This window comes from Rhizobium sp. TAL182, from assembly GCF_002117725.1.
GTDB lineage: Bacteria > Pseudomonadota > Alphaproteobacteria > Rhizobiales > Rhizobiaceae > Rhizobium > Rhizobium esperanzae.
The window spans coordinates 2,206,580-2,223,195 of record NZ_CP021024.1 but is presented as its reverse complement, the minus strand read 5'-3'; the positions used below and the strand labels follow the sequence as shown (position 1 = coordinate 2,223,195).

Here is a 16,616-nt window from a genome sequence, read left to right as displayed (position 1 = left end):
GAGAGGGTCTCTGATGTATCTTGGAACACAGGTGGCGGCGCGCGACGATGACGATTATCGGATCTTCGCGCAATTGGGGGTGAAGCATATCAGCGCCGATCCGCCGGGACAGCCGAGCAGCTGGACGCTTGCCGACATCGAACGCCATCGCGACAAGGTCGAGAGCTTCGGCCTGATCCTCGACATGATCCAGCTGCCCCTGCCCTCGCAGCCGATCGAGAAGGCTTCCTATCCCGACATCCTGCTTGCCGGGCCTGAGCGTGACCGGCAGATCGACGCGGTTTGCCAGATGATCGAGGATGTCGCGGCGGCCGGCATTCCGGCTGTGAAATACAATCTCAACCTGATCGGCATTCCGCGCACGCCTGATGAACCCGGACGCGGCGGCTCGCTGAACGCGAGCTTTCGCTGGGAGAAGACCGATCAGCAGGCAGCCCCCGGCCTTGCCGGCGTGCTCTCCGAGGACGAAAACTGGGAACGGATCGATTATTTCCTCGAACGCGTCGTGCCGGTCGCCGAAAGCAATCGCGTCAGGCTCGCCTGCCATCCGCACGACCCCTATACGCCGCCCGGCTATCGTGGCGTCACGCGCGTGCTCGGCACGGTGGAAGGGCTGAAGAAATTCGTGCAGATGCGCGAGAACCCCTATCACGGCCTCAATTTCTGCCAGGGCTCGGTCGGCGAGATGCTCGAAAATCCACGCGAAGAGATCGACGACATCATTCGCTGGTTCGGAGAGCGCAACAAGATCTTCAACGTCCACTTCCGCAACATTCGCGGCGGCAAGCTCTCCTTCATGGAGACCTTCCCGGACGAGGGCGACATGGACATGGTCCGCTCGGCCAGGATCTACAAGGAAGTCGGCTACAAATACATGCTGATGCCCGACCATGTGCCGACCGTCAGCGGCAAGGATCCGTCCGCCACCGCATTTGCCTTCTGCTACGGCTACATCGCGGCACTTCTGCAAGTGCTCGAGAACGCCTGACACGATTTTCAACACGTAAGGAATAGGACTTGATGATGAACCCGATTGAATTGAAGAAGGCCGTCGGCAGTGGCCTGCTCTCGTTTCCGGTCACCCATTTCGACGACCAGCTGAAATTCGACGAGGCGAAATATCGCCGCCATGTCGAGTGGCTTGCCGGTTATAACGCCGCGGCGCTGTTTGCCGCCGGCGGCACCGGGGAGTTCTTCTCCCTCAATCCGTCCGAAATCCCTCAGGTCGTGCGCGCCGCCAAGGCCTCAGCCGGCAATACGCCGATCATCTCGGGAACCGGCTACGGCACGTCGCTTGCCATCGAGATCGCACAAGCGGCCGAAAAGGCCGGCGCGGACGGATTGCTGCTCCTGCCGCCCTATCTGATGTTTGCCGAACAGGCCGGATTGATCGCCCATGTCAAGGCGGTCTGCCAATCGGTCGGTATCGGCGTCATCGTCTATAATCGCGACAACGCAATCCTGACCGCCGACAGCATCGCGCGCCTTGCGGAGGAATGCCCGAATCTGATCGGCTTCAAGGACGGCGTCGGCGATGTCGACAAGGTCATCGAGATCACCACGCGGCTTGGCGACCGCCTCGTCTATGTCGGCGGGATGCCGACCCACGAGGTCTATGCGCAAGCCTATTTCGCCGCCGGCGTGACCACCTATTCCTCCGCCGTGTTCAACTTCGTCCCCGCCCTCGCCCAGCGCTTTTACGGCGCCTTGCGCACCGGTGACCAGGCGACCGTCGACGAAATCCTGAAGGGCTTCTTCTTCCCCTTCGTCGCACTGCGCAACCGCAAGAAAGGCTATGCCGTCTCGATCATCAAGGCGGGGCTTCGCGTGCTTGGACAGAACCCCGGCCCGGTGCGCCCGCCTTTGACGGATCTCACCCAGGAAGAATTGGCGCTGCTGGAGAAAATCGTGCAGGCCAACGGCGTCCCGCGGATTGCGGCGGAATAATCGCCGAGGACGGCAGGAGTATCTGCCGCGCCCTCTCGATTCCCTCTTCTTCCCTCGAGGAGAAGGTGCCCGTAGGGCGGATGAGGGGGCCGACGATGCCGGTCTTCTCCTCCAGCTCATCTCGACTATGTGCGGGATGCTGCGCACGGCATTTCCGGCCGCGTGCCGGAATAGAATTTACGTGGGGGGGTGCCGTTCCGCCCCCTCATCCGCCTGCCGGCACCTTCTCCCCGAGAGGAGAAGACGATGCGCCGCACCCTCGCCATTCCCCAGCAGACTAATCGTCGCCTACAGCGCCACCCCGCTGCCGCGGTCGAAAACGTGGACCTGATCGCTGGCGATGCTCGCTTCGAACACCGCGCCGTAGCGGGCGGGGTATTCGCCGTCGACGACCGCCGTCACCTGCTGGCCGGCGAGATCGAAGACGATATGGGTCTGGGCGCCTGTGGGTTCCACCAGCATGGTGCGGCCGGCGAGCGCCGTACCGGCCGATAGGCCGGGAACGAGATGTTCCGGACGCAAGCCGATGGTGACGGCCTGGCCGGGTCTGACCCGGCGGTCGGGTGCGATGCGGATCGCTGTGCCATCGTCGAGGCGGGCGGTGGGTTCGCCGTTTTCTCCGGTGACCGTGCCTTCGAGCATGTTCATCGCCGGCGACCCGATGAAGGCAGCGACGAAGAGATTGGCGGGTTTTTTATAGAGTTCGAGCGGCGTGCCCGACTGCTCCACCCTGCCATGATTGAGCACGACGATGCGGTCAGCGAGCGTCATCGCCTCGATCTGGTCGTGGGTGACATAGATCGAGGTCGTCCGGACCTTCTGGTGCAGCGTCTTGATCTCCGAACGCATCTGCACGCGCAGTTTCGCATCGAGGTTGGAGAGCGGCTCATCGAACAGGAAGACGGCCGGATTGCGGACGATGGCGCGGCCCATGGCGACGCGCTGGCGCTGGCCGCCGGAAAGCTGGGCCGGCTTGCGGTCGAGCAGCTTGGCGAGATCGAGCATGCGGGCGGCCTCAGCGACGCGGGCCTCGATCTCCGCTTTGGCAACGCCGGCAAGCTTCAGGTTGAAACCCATGTTTTCGGCCACCGTCATGTGCGGATAGAGCGCATAGGACTGGAAGACCATCGCGATGTTGCGCTCGCGCGGCGTCATCGCGTTGACGACGTTGCCGCCGATGGCGATCTCGCCGTCGGTGATCTCCTCGAGGCCGGCAATCATCCGCAGCAGCGTCGATTTTCCGCAGCCGGACGGGCCGACGAGGGCGACGAATTCGCCATCCTCAATCTGAAGCGAAATGCCGTGGATGACGTCGACGGCGCCATAGGCCTTGCGAATATTGTTCAGCTCAACGGATGCCATGATTGCACTCCAATGGTTCGGCTCAGGACTTCACGGCGCCAGCGGTCAATCCGGCGATGATGTGTCTCTGCGCGACGAAGAAGACGATGATGGTGGGAAGGATGGTCAGCGTGATGAAGGCCAGCACCAGCTGCCACTCCGTGCCGTATTCGCCGCGATAGACCATGATGCCGAGCGGCCAGGGATATTTGGATTCCGAGTTCAGCATGATTAGCGGCAGGATGTAGCTGTTCCAGCTGCCGACGAAGGAGATGATGCTGACGGTGGCGACGATCGGCCGGGAGAGCGGCAGCGAGATATGCCAGAAGAATCTCATATAACCGCACCCGTCGACGAAGGCCGCCTGAAACAATTCTTCCGGAAGATTGCGGAAATAATTCCTGAACAAAAGGATGCTCATGCCGAGGCCGAAGGCCACCTGCGGCAGCACCACGCCCCAATAGGTATTAAGCAGGCCGAGATCGCGGATGCGGATGAAAAGCGGCAGGATAGCGGTTGCGGCCGGAAACATCAGGCCGAGCAGGAAATAATTGAGCAGGAAGGATGAGCCGAAAAAGCGGACATGGGCGAAGGCGAAAGCCGCCATGGACGAGACGATCAGCGTCAAGAGCACGGTGAGGGCTGCGATGACAAGCGAATTGCCGATTTGCAGCCAGTAGCGCTCGCCGAAGAGAATGTCGGTATAGTTCGCCCATTGCCATTCCGTCGGCAGGCCGAAGGGGTTGGTGCGCAGGTCGCCCAGGGTCTTGAAGCCGCCGAGCGCCGTCGTCAGCAGCGGCACCAGCACGATCGCGGCGATCAGGCTCAGCGACACGTAAAGATAGATCCGGGTGGATGTCCTCATGCGGACGGAAGAGCTCATATCAGTCATGGCGCATGAAAATCCTTTTGTAACCGAAGGCGAGCGTCACGCAGATGATGAACAGCACCACGCCGACGGCGCTGCCGAGGCCGACCTGCATGCGCATGACGCCGTAGGTGTAGAGGAAGGTGACCATCGTCTGCGTCGAGTTGGACGGTCCGCCGCCGGTCAGCGGCATGATCATGTCGAAGAGCTGCAGCGAGCCGACGACGGCGAAGAAGATCGAAAGGCGCAGGGTGGAGCCGAGCAGCGGCAGGGTGACGTAACGGAATTTTTGCCAGCCGGTGGCGCCGTCGATCTCGGCCGCCTCCAGCACGCTCTTGTCCACCGATTGAAGGCCGGCGATGAACAGCATCATGTGGAAACCGAAATACTTCCAGACGATAACCCCGAGGATGGCATAGATCGCCACGTCCTTGTCGGCGAGCACGTAAGGATTGGCGAAACCGAAGAAGCTGGAAATGGCGGCAAACAGGCCGTAGTCGCCGTCATAGACGAAGCGCCAGATGAGGCCTGCGGCAACATCCGCCAGCACATAAGGCAGAAAGAAGATCAGGCGGTAAGCGACGACACCGGGAATGCGGTGCGCCAGCATCGTGGCCAGCCAGATGGCGAGCGGCACCTGGATGCAGATCGAAATGATGATGATCAGGCCGTTATTGACCAGCGCCTGGGTAAACGCCGCGTTGCGGAACAGGACCTGGAAATTACGGAGCGCGATGAACTCCGTCGGCGTGCCGTACCCGTTCCACTTATAGAGGCTGTACCAGGCCGCCTCGCCCATCGGCATGATGACGAAGAGCGTGAAGAGCAGCAGCGCCGGTGGCAGAAACAGCAACAGCACGGTCAGGCGGTCGTGGGCGACCGAGCTCTTCCGGTTTGCGGCTCGCCTTGCCGGCCTTGCTGCGCTCGGTGTCGATAGGACTGAGATATTGGCCATGGTTCCTGCTTTAGCCTTTCGTCGGCAGCGATGCCGGCGCTCCCGATTGGCAGGAGCGCCGGAAGGTTCTGCGGGCGCTGGTTATTGTTCCAGTTCGAAAGCGTCCTGGATCATCTGGGCGCCGTCCTTGGAGTTCATCTGTCCGGAGACGATTTCCACCGAGACGTCGTTGACGACACGGCCGACGGCCGCACCGAGATCCTGGTCGAAGAAGTTCTGATGCCAGGTCGAACCGGCAAGCTGTTTGGCCGATTCAGCCAGCAGCGGATTGACCACGCCGTCATCGGCGCCGACGGCGACGGGCAGGAGCATGCCTGATTTGGCCATCGCCCGCTCATTGTCCGCATTCGTCAGGAAAGCGAGGAAATCGACCGCTTCCTTGGAGGCCTTCTTGGTAAGCGCCCAGCCGTTCAGGCCGCCGAGCGTATCCGTCGGCTTGCCGGCGCCGCCTTCAACCGTCGGGAAGACGAAACGGCCGATATTGTCGGGCGAAAGTCCCTTGCCGTCACCGGCATTCTTGCGCTGGTTGGCCTCGGTCGCTTCAAAGCCGAGGATCATCGCCGCCTTGCCGTCACCGAAGACGCCGAGCGTCTGCGGCCAGGTTGCGCCGAGATAGCCGGGCTGGAAAGGTTCGAGCTTGCCGAGCTCGGCGAGATCGTCGCCGGCCTTGATGATCGCTGGATCGAGGAAACCTTCACCCTCGCCGTTCTTGGCCGCATCGAAGACCTTCTGGCCGCCCTCGCGCATGACGAGATAGCTCCAGTAGAAGTGGATCGGCCATTTCTCGCCGCCGCCGCCGGCAATCGGCACGATGCCGGCCCCTTTGATCTTCTTCACGGCCGCAAGAAAATCGGTCCAGGTCTTGATGTCCTCGGCCTTGACGCCTGCCTTGGCAAAGAGCGCCTTGTTGTAGAAGAAGCTGACCAGACCGACCTTGTAGGGGACCGCCCAGGTTTTGCCGTCGAAGGTCAGGCCGTCGACCGAGGCCGGGGTATAAGCCTTGCGCAGCTTGCCGCCATCGGCATCGAGGGCTGCCGTCACATCCTGCAGCGCGCCGGTTTCGGACTGCTGCTTCAGAACGCCGCCGCCCCAGCTGAAAAAGAAATCTGGCACGTCGTCGGACTGCAGCAGCGTAGGAAGCTTGGCCTTGAAGGCCTCGTTTTCGAGGAACTGCATCTGGATATCGACATCGGGATGCTGAGCTTCGTATTTCTTGACGATGTCTTCCCAGGCCGCGACATTTTTCGGATCGGTTTCGAGATGCAGCCACTTGACCACCGTCGTCGCCGAGGCAGTTCCTGCTCCGGCCAGCAACATGCCGGCTGCCGCGGCCATGGATACGATGCGCCTGCCGCCGAAAGCGGCGTTCTTCAGCATAAAATTCATGATTTTCCTCCCAGGGGACCCATCCTCACAATTTTTCCCCTATGCGGAATAATTCAGCGGAGCTTGCGCCGGATGTCAACCCAACTTCGGCTATTTTTAGCAAATGCGCTTGACAGGCCTGCGGGATTGGCTGCTATTTATTTCGTAACCCGTTAAAAATATTGGCTTCCGCCCAACGAACTATGCCGGCTAGTTTTTCATGAAGACCGCAGATCCAGAATTGATGCGCGCGATCAACCGCTTGAACGTGCTCGATACCATCCGGCGCCATGGTCCGATCTCGCGCATCGAGATCAGCGAACGGACCGAGCTTTCCACCACGACCGTTTCCGCTATTACCGCCTCCCTGCTCGACGATGGACTGATCCTGCCGCGCCACGAAGGCGATATCCGCAACGAGGCGGTGCGCGGCAGGCCGCGCGTGGCGCTGGAACTCAATCCCGATGCCGCCCGCGTCGTCGGCGGTAAGATCGCCGCCAACCGGATGGTCTTCGTCGTCACCAATTTCCGTGGCGACGTGCTGTCGAAGCTCGCTTTGCCGATCCGCCTCGACCGGCAGCCGATCGGCGTCATCGCCGATCTCGTCGAGGATGGAGTGCGGCGCTGCGTGGTCGATGCCGGGCTGTCGCTCGAAGATGTCGACAGCGTCTGCCTCGGCTTTCCCGGTGTCATCGAGCACCGCACCGGCTACATCAGAAGCAGCCCGATCTTCCGCGACACCAATGTCGATTTCGCCGCCGAGATGTCCACGCGGCTGTCGACGCCGACCATCGTCGAAAGCGATGCGCATGCCATTACGCTCGGCCATCACTGGTTCGGAAGAGCCAGGGATCTCGAGGATATGGTGTTGATTTCGCTGGAACAAACGCTGGGGCTCGGCGTGTTGCATGGCAATCGCCTGTTCCGCGGAGCCGGCGGCCTCAGCCACAATCTCGGCGACCTCGTGCTCGGCATGGGACCGAATGGCGTGGTGCGGCTTTTCAGCCAGGCCGGCGAAAGCGCGATCCTCGGCGAGCATCAGACCGACGGGCGTTTTGCCGAAGCCATCCGCCTCGGGCGCGGCATGACGCATGCCCAGGCGCTGATCAAGGCCGATGACGACCGGCTGATCGGCGCCGCCATCCGCGCCGGCGAAGCAGTCGGCTTGACCATCGCCAATATCGTCACGCTGTTTGCGCCGCCGCGGGTCATCCTGGTCGGCTCCAGCCTGGCGCTCGGCGAACCCTTTTTGAACAGCCTGCGCGATGCCTATGCGCTCGCCATTCCGCCGTCGCTGAAAGGCGTCAGCGAACTCGTCTTCGACGATTCGAGCGATGATTTCTGGGCACAGGGTGCTGCCGCAGTCGCGCTCTACGAACTCTACGAATCGCCCTGGAGCACCACAGGGCCGGCGCTCTGAGGAGCGCACACTCAAGATCAATGGAGGAATTCATGGACAAGGTCGGTATCGGCATCATCGGATGCGGCAATATTTCGGGCGCCTATCTCACGGCGATGGCATCCTTCCCCATTCTCGACATTCGCGGCGTCGCCGATCTCAACCGGGAACTGGCAGAGGCAAAAGCTGCCGAATTCAACGTGCCTGTCAAATCCGTCGAGGAGCTTTTCGCCGACCCAAAGGTCGAGATCATCGTCAACCTGACGATCCCCAAAGCCCATGTCGCCGTCGCGCTGCAGGCGCTCGAGGCCGGCAAGCACACCTATTCGGAAAAGCCGCTCGGGATTAATTTCGCGGAAGGGAAAAAATTGGCCGACGCGGCACGCGGGCGCAATCTGCGCATCGGCGCGGCCCCCGACACCTTTCTCGGCGGCGGTCACCAGACGGCGCGCGCCCTGATCGACCAGGGCGTCATCGGCCAGCCGGTCGGCGGCTCGGCGACCTTCATGTGCCCTGGGCACGAGCGCTGGCATCCGAACCCGGCCTTTTATTACGAGGTCGGCGGCGGGCCGATGCTCGATATGGGCCCTTACTACATCACCGATCTCGTCAATCTGCTTGGGCCGGTTTCCCAGGTCGCCGGCTTTGCGACGACGCCGCGGGCCGAACGGCTCATTACCAGCGAGCCGCGCAATGGCGAGCGCATCCCCGTGCATGTGCCGACCCATGTCGCCGGCATGATGGCTTTTGCCAACGGCGCGGTCGTCCAGATCGCCATGAGCTTCGACGTCGCCGGCCACAAGCATGTGCCGCTGGAGGTCTATGGAACCGAGGGCACGCTTATTGTCCCCGACCCCAACAAATTCGCCGGCCCCGTCGAATATCTGAAGAAGGGCGGCGCCTTCGAGGACCAGCCGGTCACCGCGCCCTATGCCGAGGGCAATTTCCGCTCGCTCGGCGTTGCCGACATGGCGCATGCGATCCGCGCGAACCGGCCGCACCGCGCCAACGGCGATCTGGCGCTGCATGTGCTCGAAGTCATGGAAGCCTTCCAGACCGCGTCCGAGACCGGTCGGACGGTGACGATCACCACGGCGGTGGAACGCCCTGCCCCCTTGTCCCAATCCATCGTCGACGGACAGCTGGCGAAATAAGTTTCAGGAGGAAAGAGAATGCGTGAAGCACTGATCGTCTGGGGTGGCTGGAGCGGGCACGAGCCGCAGGAATGCGCCGAAATCATCAAGACCATGCTCGAGGAAGACGGCTTCAAGGTCTATCTCGAACACGGTACCGAGGCGCTCGCCGACCCCTCCGTCCACGATCTCAGCCTCGTCGTGCCGATCATGACGATGTCGAAGATCGAAAAGGAGGAGGTCAAGAACCTCGCCGCCGCAATCGAAAGCGGCGTCGGCATATCAGGCTATCATGGCGGTGCGGGCGATGCCTTCCGCGACTCCGTCGACTATCAGTTCATCATCGGCGGCCAGTGGGTGGCCCATCCCGGCAACATCATCAACTATACCGTCAACATTACCCGCCCCGACGATCCGCTGATGGAAGGGATTGCCGACTTTCCCTATACGTCAGAGCAATATTACATGCATGTTGACCCCTCGAACGAGGTTCTGGCAACGACGAGGTTCACCGGCGAGCACGCCTACTGGATCGACGGCGTCGTCATGCCCGTCGTCTGGAAGCGCAAATACGGCAAGGGCCGCGTCTTCTACTCCTCGCTCGGCCACCAGGCCAAGGAGTTCGACGTGCCCGAGATGAAGACGATCTTCCGCCGCGGGGCGAATTGGGCGGCGCGGTAGGATAGGGATTTTCGCAGGGAACCAATAGACCCATCCCCCCCGCAAGGGGGAGGGGCTAAGATGCCGCACCGCTTCACATAAACTCTATCGTTTCAATCCGTCGAACGGTAACAGCCAGCAAGACCTCTGCTTTGGTCGCCGCCGGACGCCACAGCTTAGTCCCTCCCCCTTGTGGGAAGGGTTGGGGAGGGGTTTTTGGCTCAGCGAATAATCAACGCCGTCCCAAATAGCCCCAGCGCAAACACCGTATGCGCAAGCAGATTGAAGCAGCGGACCTTCATCGGCTTCGGATGTCTGGAAGCCGCCCAGCCGAGACCGAGGCCGGGCTGCAGCAGGAACCACCCTGCCCCGACGGTGATGATGCCGAAAATCCAGGCGGGGAGAAATGTCGGTGTAGCGAGCCAACCCTGCCCCATGATGATCGCGAAGATCACGCCATAGAGAATGCCGACGGCGTAGTGGCTGATCCAGCCGAGAGCGAGTTCATTCGCATAAGGCGCTGCATCGGCGATGTTCTCATGAAAGACCTTGCCGCGACCAAGATGCCAGAACCAGCGGCCGACCGGCGCCCAGTTCGGCGGCGTCTGGCCGAAGACCTTCGTGAGTACGATCGCCCAGAGGTCCATGAGGATGGTTGCGCCGGCGCCGATCACCAGACCGCGCCACAGAATATCGAACATCGGGAATCACCGGAAAGCGTTGCAATTGCAGAGGCGGTAGAAAACCATTGCGGACGCACTTGCGCAATGGTTTCGGCAAGACATGCCCGGAGACATCACGGCAAAGAGCCGCGCTCGACGGGGCCGTTGCTCCATCATCCGCAAAAAGGCATCGGTGCGACCGCAAATTGATGCTTTTCGCAGGTAGCGTTATTCCCTACTCACTGTCTCCAACGGCAATGAGAGGCGAACGGCAATGACAGTGCCATTTTACTGGAACGAGTTGGTCAGCGACGACTTCGCCGGACTGTCTCCCGACACCACGATCGCCATCCTGCCGATCGCCTCGACGGAACAGCACGGGCCGCATCTGCCGATCGCGACCGATGTGGCCATCGCCGAAGGCATGCTCGCCGAATTACGCAAGCAGAAACCCGTCGATCTCGATTGTCTGGTGCTGCCGACGCAGGAAATCGGTAAGGCCAATGAACATATCTACGGTCCGGGTACCTTGTCGCTCGGCGCCGAACTGCTCATTCCGGTCTGGACCGCGATTGGCGCAAAGGTTGCCGAAGCCGGCATCCGCAAGATGGTGATCATCAATTCGCATGGCGGCAATGTCGATATCATGAGCATCGTGGCGCGAGAGCTGCGCGTGCGCTACGCGATGGCCGTCATCTCCACGCAATGGGGCCGCTTCGGTCACCCCGGGGGCATGATCAGCGAGCATGAGCTGAAATACGGCATCCATGGCGGCGAGGTGGAAACGTCGCTGATGCTGCATTTCCGGCCTGACCTGGTACGGATGGAGAAGGCGCGGAATTTCAAATCCAAGGCGGTATGGATGCGGGAGCAATCGAATTACATTCAGCCGCTGCCGCCGCATTCGCTCGCCTGGATCGCCCACGATCTCAATCCCAACGGGGTCGTCGGCGACGCGTCGCGCGGGACGGCCGAAAAGGGCGAAGCGATCTGCCGCCATCAGGTCAAGGGGTTCATCGAACTGCTCTGCGACCTGAAGCGCTATCCGCTTTCCAGTCTTTATTCCAAGTAGGGCCTGCCGAACCGCGGCTCAGATCGCGACGGAAGTATCCGCCGCGATGTGCCCCTTGGCCTGCAGTTCCTGCACCAGGCCGGCCAGCTCGGCCAGCAGATATTCGACGAACAGGCTGGTGGCGGAGTCGAGCGGCGCGCGGGCGCGGGCAAAAAGCTTCATCGGCTGGTGGCGCGCATGCGGCTCCGCGATCGGCCGGAAGACCAGTTCGCCCTGCCGGCATTCGGTGATGACGTCGAGCGGGTTCAGGATCGTTAGCCCCGCCCCCGATTTGACCAGTTTTTTCAGCATCTCCGAAGCATTGGTTTCGAGTACCGGTTCGACATGCACGTCGAGGCGCGCCAAAGCCAGATTGATCACGTCGCGCAGGCTGGTCCCTTGCTGCGCCAGCACCAGGCGCTCCTGGACGATATCGGCCAGGTTGATCGGGCCGGAACCGATCAGATGGTGACCGGGCGGCAGAACCACGCCGATCGGAATGTCGAAATTGCCGAGCGTGCGGATGCCGGGCGTTGCCGGAATATTGAAACCGAGGCCGATATCCACCTCACCTGAAAGCACCGGGTTGACCGTCATCGTGCCGGCGTCGTTCCGCAATTGCATGAAGACGCGCGGATGTTCCGACTGGAAGCGGGCGATGATTTCCGGCAGCGGCCCTGCCGCAAGGCCGACGGTCGTCACCAGCCGAACCTTGCCCGCCTGCTGCATCTTCAGGCTGCGGATACGCCCCTCCAACCGCTCGTAGTTCTTCAGCACCTCGCGGATATGTTCGATGCAGAGCTCGCCGGCGGCGGTCAGCCGCAGCCCGCGCGGCAGGCGCTCGAAGAGCGGCGCGCCCATTTCCTCTTCCAAGGCCAAAATCTGCCGGTTGATCGCCGAAGACGCCACGTTCAGTCGTGCCGCCGCCTTGCGGATCGAGCCCGAACGCGCGATCTCGTTGATATAGAGAAGCTTTCTGGAATGCAGCATCAGAACCTCGTTGCACAAATATCAGGCACGCAGCGCAAAATAGGCACAGGCTTTCGGTGAGATGCCGAAAAGGCATCATTGCGCACGAAATTTGATGCTTTTCAAAGAGCAAAGCAACGGCTCCTATGAAGAAAATCGGACGTCGCCGCGACGGCCGCGAACTCAGAAGGGGAACGTTGATCATGCCCATGACAAAGAAGAACAGGGTCTTTTCCGCATTGGCCGGGCTTGGCGGCATGATTGCCTCCATCGCCTCCGCTCAGGCGGCCGACAAGGTCACCTATGGCACCAACTGGCTGGCGCAGGCCGAGCATGGCGGCTTCTACCAGGCGGTCGCCGACGGCACTTATGCCAAGCACGGACTCGACGTCACCATCGTCCAGGGCGGTCCGAATGCGGCCAACAGCGCGCTGCTGATCTCCGGCAAGATCGATTTCTACATGGGCGGGCCGCAGGGCGAGATTTCGGCCGTCGAGCAGGGCATTCCGCTCGTCGACGTCGCGGCGATCTTCCAGAAGGATCCGCAGGTGCTGATCGCACATCCCGATGCCGGAATCGAGAAATTCGAAGATCTCGCCAAGCTCAAGACGCTGTTTCTCGGCAAGGACGGCTATCTCACCTATTTCGAATGGATGAAGGCGAATTTCAAAGGCTTCAGGGACGAACAGTACAAGCCCTATAATTTCAGCCCGGCGCCGTTCCTTGCCGACAAGGATTCCGCGCAGCAAGGTTATCTCACCTCGGAACCCTACGAGATTCAGAAGCAGGCCGGCTTCGAGCCGAAAGTCTTCCTGCTCGCCGACAACGGCTACTCCCCCTATTCGACGATGATCACCACCACGCAGGCGATGATCGACAGCAAGCCCGATGTCGTCCAACGCTTCGTCGATGCCTCGATCGAAGGCTGGTACCACTATCTCTACGGTGACAACACCAAGGCCAACGAGCTGATCAAGAAGGACAATCCTGAAATGACGGATGGTCAGATCGCCTATTCCATCGCCAAGATGAAGGAGTACGGCATCATCGAATCCGGCGACAGCCTCGACAAAGGCATCGGCTGCCTGACCGAGGCGCATTACAAGGCCTTCTTCGATGAAATGGTAGCGATCAAGGTGTTCAAGCCGGAAACGGATTACACCAAAGCCTTCACGACGAAATTCGTCTGCAAAGGCACCGGAATGGCGATGAAGAAGTAAGCCGAAGACTCCGTCGGAGATCCACCTCATACGGCGGATTCCATTCGCTGATGAACGAGACAGCCAATGCCCCCAGCAGAAGCTCAGGCCCTATCCCCGAAAGAGTTGCGCAAGCGGCCGCTGGTCGTCATGCAAGCTGTTTCGAAAGCCTTCTCTAGCGGAACTGTTGCCCTTTCGGAGATGTCGCTCACAGTGGAGAGCGGCGAGTTCATCAGCCTGCTCGGCCCATCCGGGTGCGGCAAGTCGACGGCGCTGCGGATTATCGCCGGGCTCGGCGATGTCACGTCGGGCGCGATCGACTGGCCGAGTTCTCGGATCAACTCCAAGGGTCTTCCGGAGGGGGATATCGGTTTCGTCTTTCAGGAGCCGACGCTGATGCCCTGGAAGACCGTGTTCGACAATGTTCATCTGCCGCTGAAGCTTCGACATATCTCCAAGAGGGCGGCACATGATCAGATCGTGGAAGCGCTGACCACGGTCGGCCTCCAGGATTTCGCCAAGGCCTATCCGCGCGAACTGTCCGGCGGCATGAAGATGCGTGTTTCGATTGCCCGGGCTCTGGTGACGAAGCCGAAGCTGCTACTGATGGACGAGCCCTTCGCGGCTCTCGACGAGATCACCCGACAGAAGTTGAATGATGACGTGCTCAGGCTCTGGAAGACGACCGGCATCACCGTCATCTTCGTCACCCATTCGGTCTTCGAATCCGCCTATCTCTCCAACCGCATCGTCGTGATGAAGGCAAGGCCGGGGCGTGTACATGCCGATCTGCCGCTGATGACCAGTCTGGGACGCGACGCCCATTATCGCACTTCGGAAGAATACCGCAAAGCCTGCGAGACGGTCTCGCACGCGCTCATCGGAGCAATCAACGCGGCGGAGGATCGTCGATGAGTGACGAAAAATCCGCGGCGCCGCTGTTTGTCAAAGCGACTGCAAGCGCCCATCGTCGCGAACTGGCGCTGCGCGTCCTGACGCCCTTGCTGGTCATCGCGTGCCTGGTCCTGATCTGGTATGCCTATGTCAGACTGTCAGGCGTGCCGCCCTATATCCTGCCCGGTCCGGCGGCCGTCGCCAGCACTTTCGTCACGGATTGGGGTACGCTTGCCCCTGCCCTCTGGGTCACCACCAAAATCACGCTGATATCGTTGATGCTGGCGCTGGTCGGTGGCGTCGGCTTCGCGATTTTCCTGGTGCAGTCGCGCTGGATCGAACTCGCCTTCTATCCGCTCGCCGTCATCCTTCAGGTCACGCCGATCGTCGCGATTTCGCCGCTGATCCTGATCTATGCGCCGTCAACGCAGGTGGCGCTTCTGATCTGCGCCTTCCTCGTCGCCTTTTTCCCTATTCTTTCGAATATGGTTCAGGGGCTGAAAAGCGTCGATCACAATCTCATCAATCTGTTCGAGCTCTACGGCGCCTCGCGCTGGCAGACGCTGCTCTTTCTCAAGCTCCCGGCTGCCCAGCCCTATTTCATGACCGGCCTCAGGATCGGCGGCGGCCTTGCACTGATTGCTGCCGTCGTCGCGGAATTTGCCGCAGGCTCGGCGGGTGCGGGCTCAGGCCTCGCCTTCCGGCTTCTCGAAGCGCAATACCGGCTCAACATTCCACGACTCTTTGCGGCCCTGCTGATGCTCTCGCTGCTCGGTGTGGCGATCTTCGCCGTCACCTCATTCATTTCGTGGCTTGCCCTGCACCGCTGGCACGAGAGTAGCCTGAAACGGGAAAACTGATGACCTATTCCTTCATTTCACCGCCCAATTCCGGCCGCTTCGTGCTGAGCAATGCGACCCTGCCTAGCGCCGCCGTCACCGGTTATGAGGCGCCTATTGTCGAGGGGCTCGTCAGGGCCGATATCGTCATCGCCGACGGCATCATTGCCGATGTACTGCCGCCCGGGGAAGCGCCCGTGGAACTGGCGAAGTCCGACCTGAAGGAGAGCATGGTCTGGCCTTGCTTCGCCGACATGCATACGCATCTCGACAAGGGTCATATCTGGCCACGCAACGCCAATCCGGACGGCACCTTTCCGGGAGCGCTGGAGGCCGTGCGCGCAGACCGCGAAGCGAACTGGTCGGCTGGCGACGTGAAGAAGCGCATGGAGTTTTCCCTGCGCTGCGCCTACGCGCACGGCACAAGCCTCATTCGAACCCATCTCGATTCGCTGGCGCCACAGCATCGCATTTCCTTCGAGGTCTTCGCCGAGATGCGCGAAGCCTGGAAGGACAGGATTGCGTTGCAGGCGGTGGCGCTCTTTCCGATGGAAAATATGGCGGATGCCGCCTATTTCGCCGAGCTCGTCGCGGTGGTTCGCGACAAGGGTGGCCTGATGGGCGGCGTCACCCGGATGAGCCCGGATCTCGACAGCCAGCTCGATACGCTGTTCAGAGCCGCGGCCGATAATGGCTTTGATGTCGATCTGCATGTCGACGAGACAGATGATCGGGGCGCTGAAACACTGAAGGCGATCGCGCAAGCCGTATTGCGCAACCGTTTCGACGGCAAGGTGACGGCCGGCCATTGCTGCTCGCTCGCCCGTCACGACCAAGAGACGGCAAAGCGCACGGTCGCACTCGTCGCCGAGGCGGGTATCGCCGTCGTTTCGCTACCCATGTGCAACATGTATCTGCAGGACCGCTACCCCGGCCGCACACCGCGTTGGCGCGGCGTTACCCTGTTCAAGGAATTGGCCGCGGCCGGCGTGGCAACGGCAGTCGCCTCCGACAATACCCGCGACCCCTTCTATGCCTATGGCGATCTCGACGCCGTGGAGGTGTTCCGCGAGGCGGTCCGCATCCTGCATCTCGACCATCCGCTGGATACGGCGGCGCGCGTCGTCACCACCTCACCTGCCGAGATTCTCGGCCGGCCCGATAAGGGGCGCATCGCCGCCGGCGCCTCGGCCGATCTGGTGCTCTTCAGCGCCCGGCGCTGGAGCGAATTTCTTTCCCGTCCGCAGTCCGACCGCGTCGTGCTTCGCCGCGGCAAGGTGATCGACCGCCGCCTGCCGGACTACCGTGAACTCGACAGCGTCGTTGGAGCCTGA

At 61.4% G+C, this 16,616-nt stretch carries 16 protein-coding genes; 10 read left to right on the top strand and 6 right to left on the bottom strand.

Annotated elements, in window-relative coordinates; genetic code table 11:
- The first annotated feature begins 13 nt into the window (after window positions 1-13).
- On the top strand, window positions 14-988 hold the full coding sequence (locus Tal182_RS11200; RefSeq protein WP_085859475.1) for a mannonate dehydratase: 975 nt from the start codon (window positions 14-16) through the stop codon (window positions 986-988).
- A gap of 32 nt (window positions 989-1,020) precedes the next feature.
- Window positions 1,021-1,947, top strand: coding sequence for a 5-dehydro-4-deoxyglucarate dehydratase (kdgD, locus tag Tal182_RS11195; RefSeq protein ID WP_085859474.1), 927 nt, complete (start codon window positions 1,021-1,023; stop codon window positions 1,945-1,947).
- A gap of 288 nt (window positions 1,948-2,235) precedes the next feature.
- Here kdgD and ugpC read toward each other — a convergent pair whose 3' ends face one another.
- The 4 genes from ugpC to Tal182_RS11175 form a co-directional block, all read right to left on the bottom strand.
- Window positions 2,236-3,309: a sn-glycerol-3-phosphate ABC transporter ATP-binding protein UgpC gene (gene ugpC / locus Tal182_RS11190; RefSeq protein ID WP_085859473.1), complete on the bottom strand. Its 1,074-nt coding sequence runs from the start codon at window positions 3,307-3,309 to the stop codon at window positions 2,236-2,238.
- Window positions 3,310-3,331: 22 nt separating this feature from the next.
- Window positions 3,332-4,180 (bottom strand): carbohydrate ABC transporter permease, encoded by an 849-nt coding sequence (locus Tal182_RS11185; protein WP_064802487.1) that lies wholly within the window; start codon window positions 4,178-4,180, stop codon window positions 3,332-3,334.
- Window positions 4,173-5,111 (bottom strand): sugar ABC transporter permease, encoded by a 939-nt coding sequence (locus Tal182_RS11180; protein WP_064802485.1) that lies wholly within the window; start codon window positions 5,109-5,111, stop codon window positions 4,173-4,175. The genes Tal182_RS11185 and Tal182_RS11180 overlap by 8 nt, the downstream gene beginning before the upstream one ends.
- A gap of 81 nt (window positions 5,112-5,192) precedes the next feature.
- Window positions 5,193-6,497, bottom strand: coding sequence for an extracellular solute-binding protein (locus tag Tal182_RS11175; protein WP_085859472.1), 1,305 nt, complete (start codon window positions 6,495-6,497; stop codon window positions 5,193-5,195).
- Between the two features lie 199 nt (window positions 6,498-6,696).
- Here Tal182_RS11175 and Tal182_RS11170 point away from each other — a divergent pair, with 199 nt between their 5' ends.
- From Tal182_RS11170 to Tal182_RS11160, 3 genes are read left to right on the top strand one after another with little or no spacing between them, the layout of a single operon-like run.
- Complete coding sequence (locus tag Tal182_RS11170) at window positions 6,697-7,896, top strand: ROK family transcriptional regulator (protein ID WP_085859471.1); 1,200 nt, start codon at window positions 6,697-6,699, stop codon at window positions 7,894-7,896.
- A gap of 32 nt (window positions 7,897-7,928) precedes the next feature.
- Complete coding sequence (locus tag Tal182_RS11165) at window positions 7,929-9,029, top strand: Gfo/Idh/MocA family oxidoreductase (protein WP_085860905.1); 1,101 nt, start codon at window positions 7,929-7,931, stop codon at window positions 9,027-9,029.
- An 18-nt stretch (window positions 9,030-9,047) separates the two neighbouring features.
- Entirely contained in the window at window positions 9,048-9,689 is a 642-nt protein-coding gene (locus Tal182_RS11160) for a ThuA domain-containing protein (protein ID WP_085859470.1), read from the top strand.
- 200 nt (window positions 9,690-9,889) lie between these two features.
- On the opposite strand, the gene Tal182_RS11155 is transcribed toward Tal182_RS11160, so the two are convergent.
- The gene (locus Tal182_RS11155; RefSeq protein ID WP_064810345.1) at window positions 9,890-10,369 is read right to left on the bottom strand and encodes a DUF2938 domain-containing protein; all 480 of its coding nucleotides are present in this window, start codon (window positions 10,367-10,369) and stop codon (window positions 9,890-9,892) included.
- Window positions 10,370-10,604: 235 nt separating this feature from the next.
- On the opposite strand from Tal182_RS11155, the gene Tal182_RS11150 reads away from it, so the two are divergent.
- The gene (locus Tal182_RS11150) at window positions 10,605-11,402 is read left to right on the top strand and encodes a creatininase family protein (protein ID WP_085859469.1); all 798 of its coding nucleotides are present in this window, start codon (window positions 10,605-10,607) and stop codon (window positions 11,400-11,402) included.
- Window positions 11,403-11,420: 18 nt separating this feature from the next.
- Here Tal182_RS11150 and Tal182_RS11145 read toward each other — a convergent pair whose 3' ends face one another.
- A complete protein-coding gene (locus tag Tal182_RS11145) occupies window positions 11,421-12,371 on the bottom strand; it encodes a LysR family transcriptional regulator (RefSeq protein WP_085859468.1) in 951 nt (316 codons plus the stop codon).
- Between the two features lie 182 nt (window positions 12,372-12,553).
- Here Tal182_RS11145 and Tal182_RS11140 point away from each other — a divergent pair, with 182 nt between their 5' ends.
- From Tal182_RS11140 to Tal182_RS11125, 4 genes are all read left to right on the top strand, one after another.
- Complete coding sequence (locus Tal182_RS11140) at window positions 12,554-13,570, top strand: ABC transporter substrate-binding protein (protein ID WP_011425314.1); 1,017 nt, start codon at window positions 12,554-12,556, stop codon at window positions 13,568-13,570.
- A gap of 66 nt (window positions 13,571-13,636) precedes the next feature.
- On the top strand, window positions 13,637-14,464 hold the full coding sequence (locus Tal182_RS11135) for an ABC transporter ATP-binding protein (protein ID WP_064802473.1): 828 nt from the start codon (window positions 13,637-13,639) through the stop codon (window positions 14,462-14,464).
- Window positions 14,461-15,303 carry an ABC transporter permease gene (locus Tal182_RS11130; RefSeq protein ID WP_085859467.1) on the top strand — a complete coding sequence of 281 codons (843 nt, stop codon included), beginning with the start codon at window positions 14,461-14,463 and terminating at the stop codon, window positions 15,301-15,303. The genes Tal182_RS11135 and Tal182_RS11130 overlap by 4 nt, the downstream gene beginning before the upstream one ends.
- Window positions 15,303-16,616 carry a cytosine deaminase gene (locus Tal182_RS11125; protein ID WP_085859466.1) on the top strand — a complete coding sequence of 438 codons (1,314 nt, stop codon included), beginning with the start codon at window positions 15,303-15,305 and terminating at the stop codon, window positions 16,614-16,616. The genes Tal182_RS11130 and Tal182_RS11125 overlap by 1 nt, the downstream gene beginning before the upstream one ends.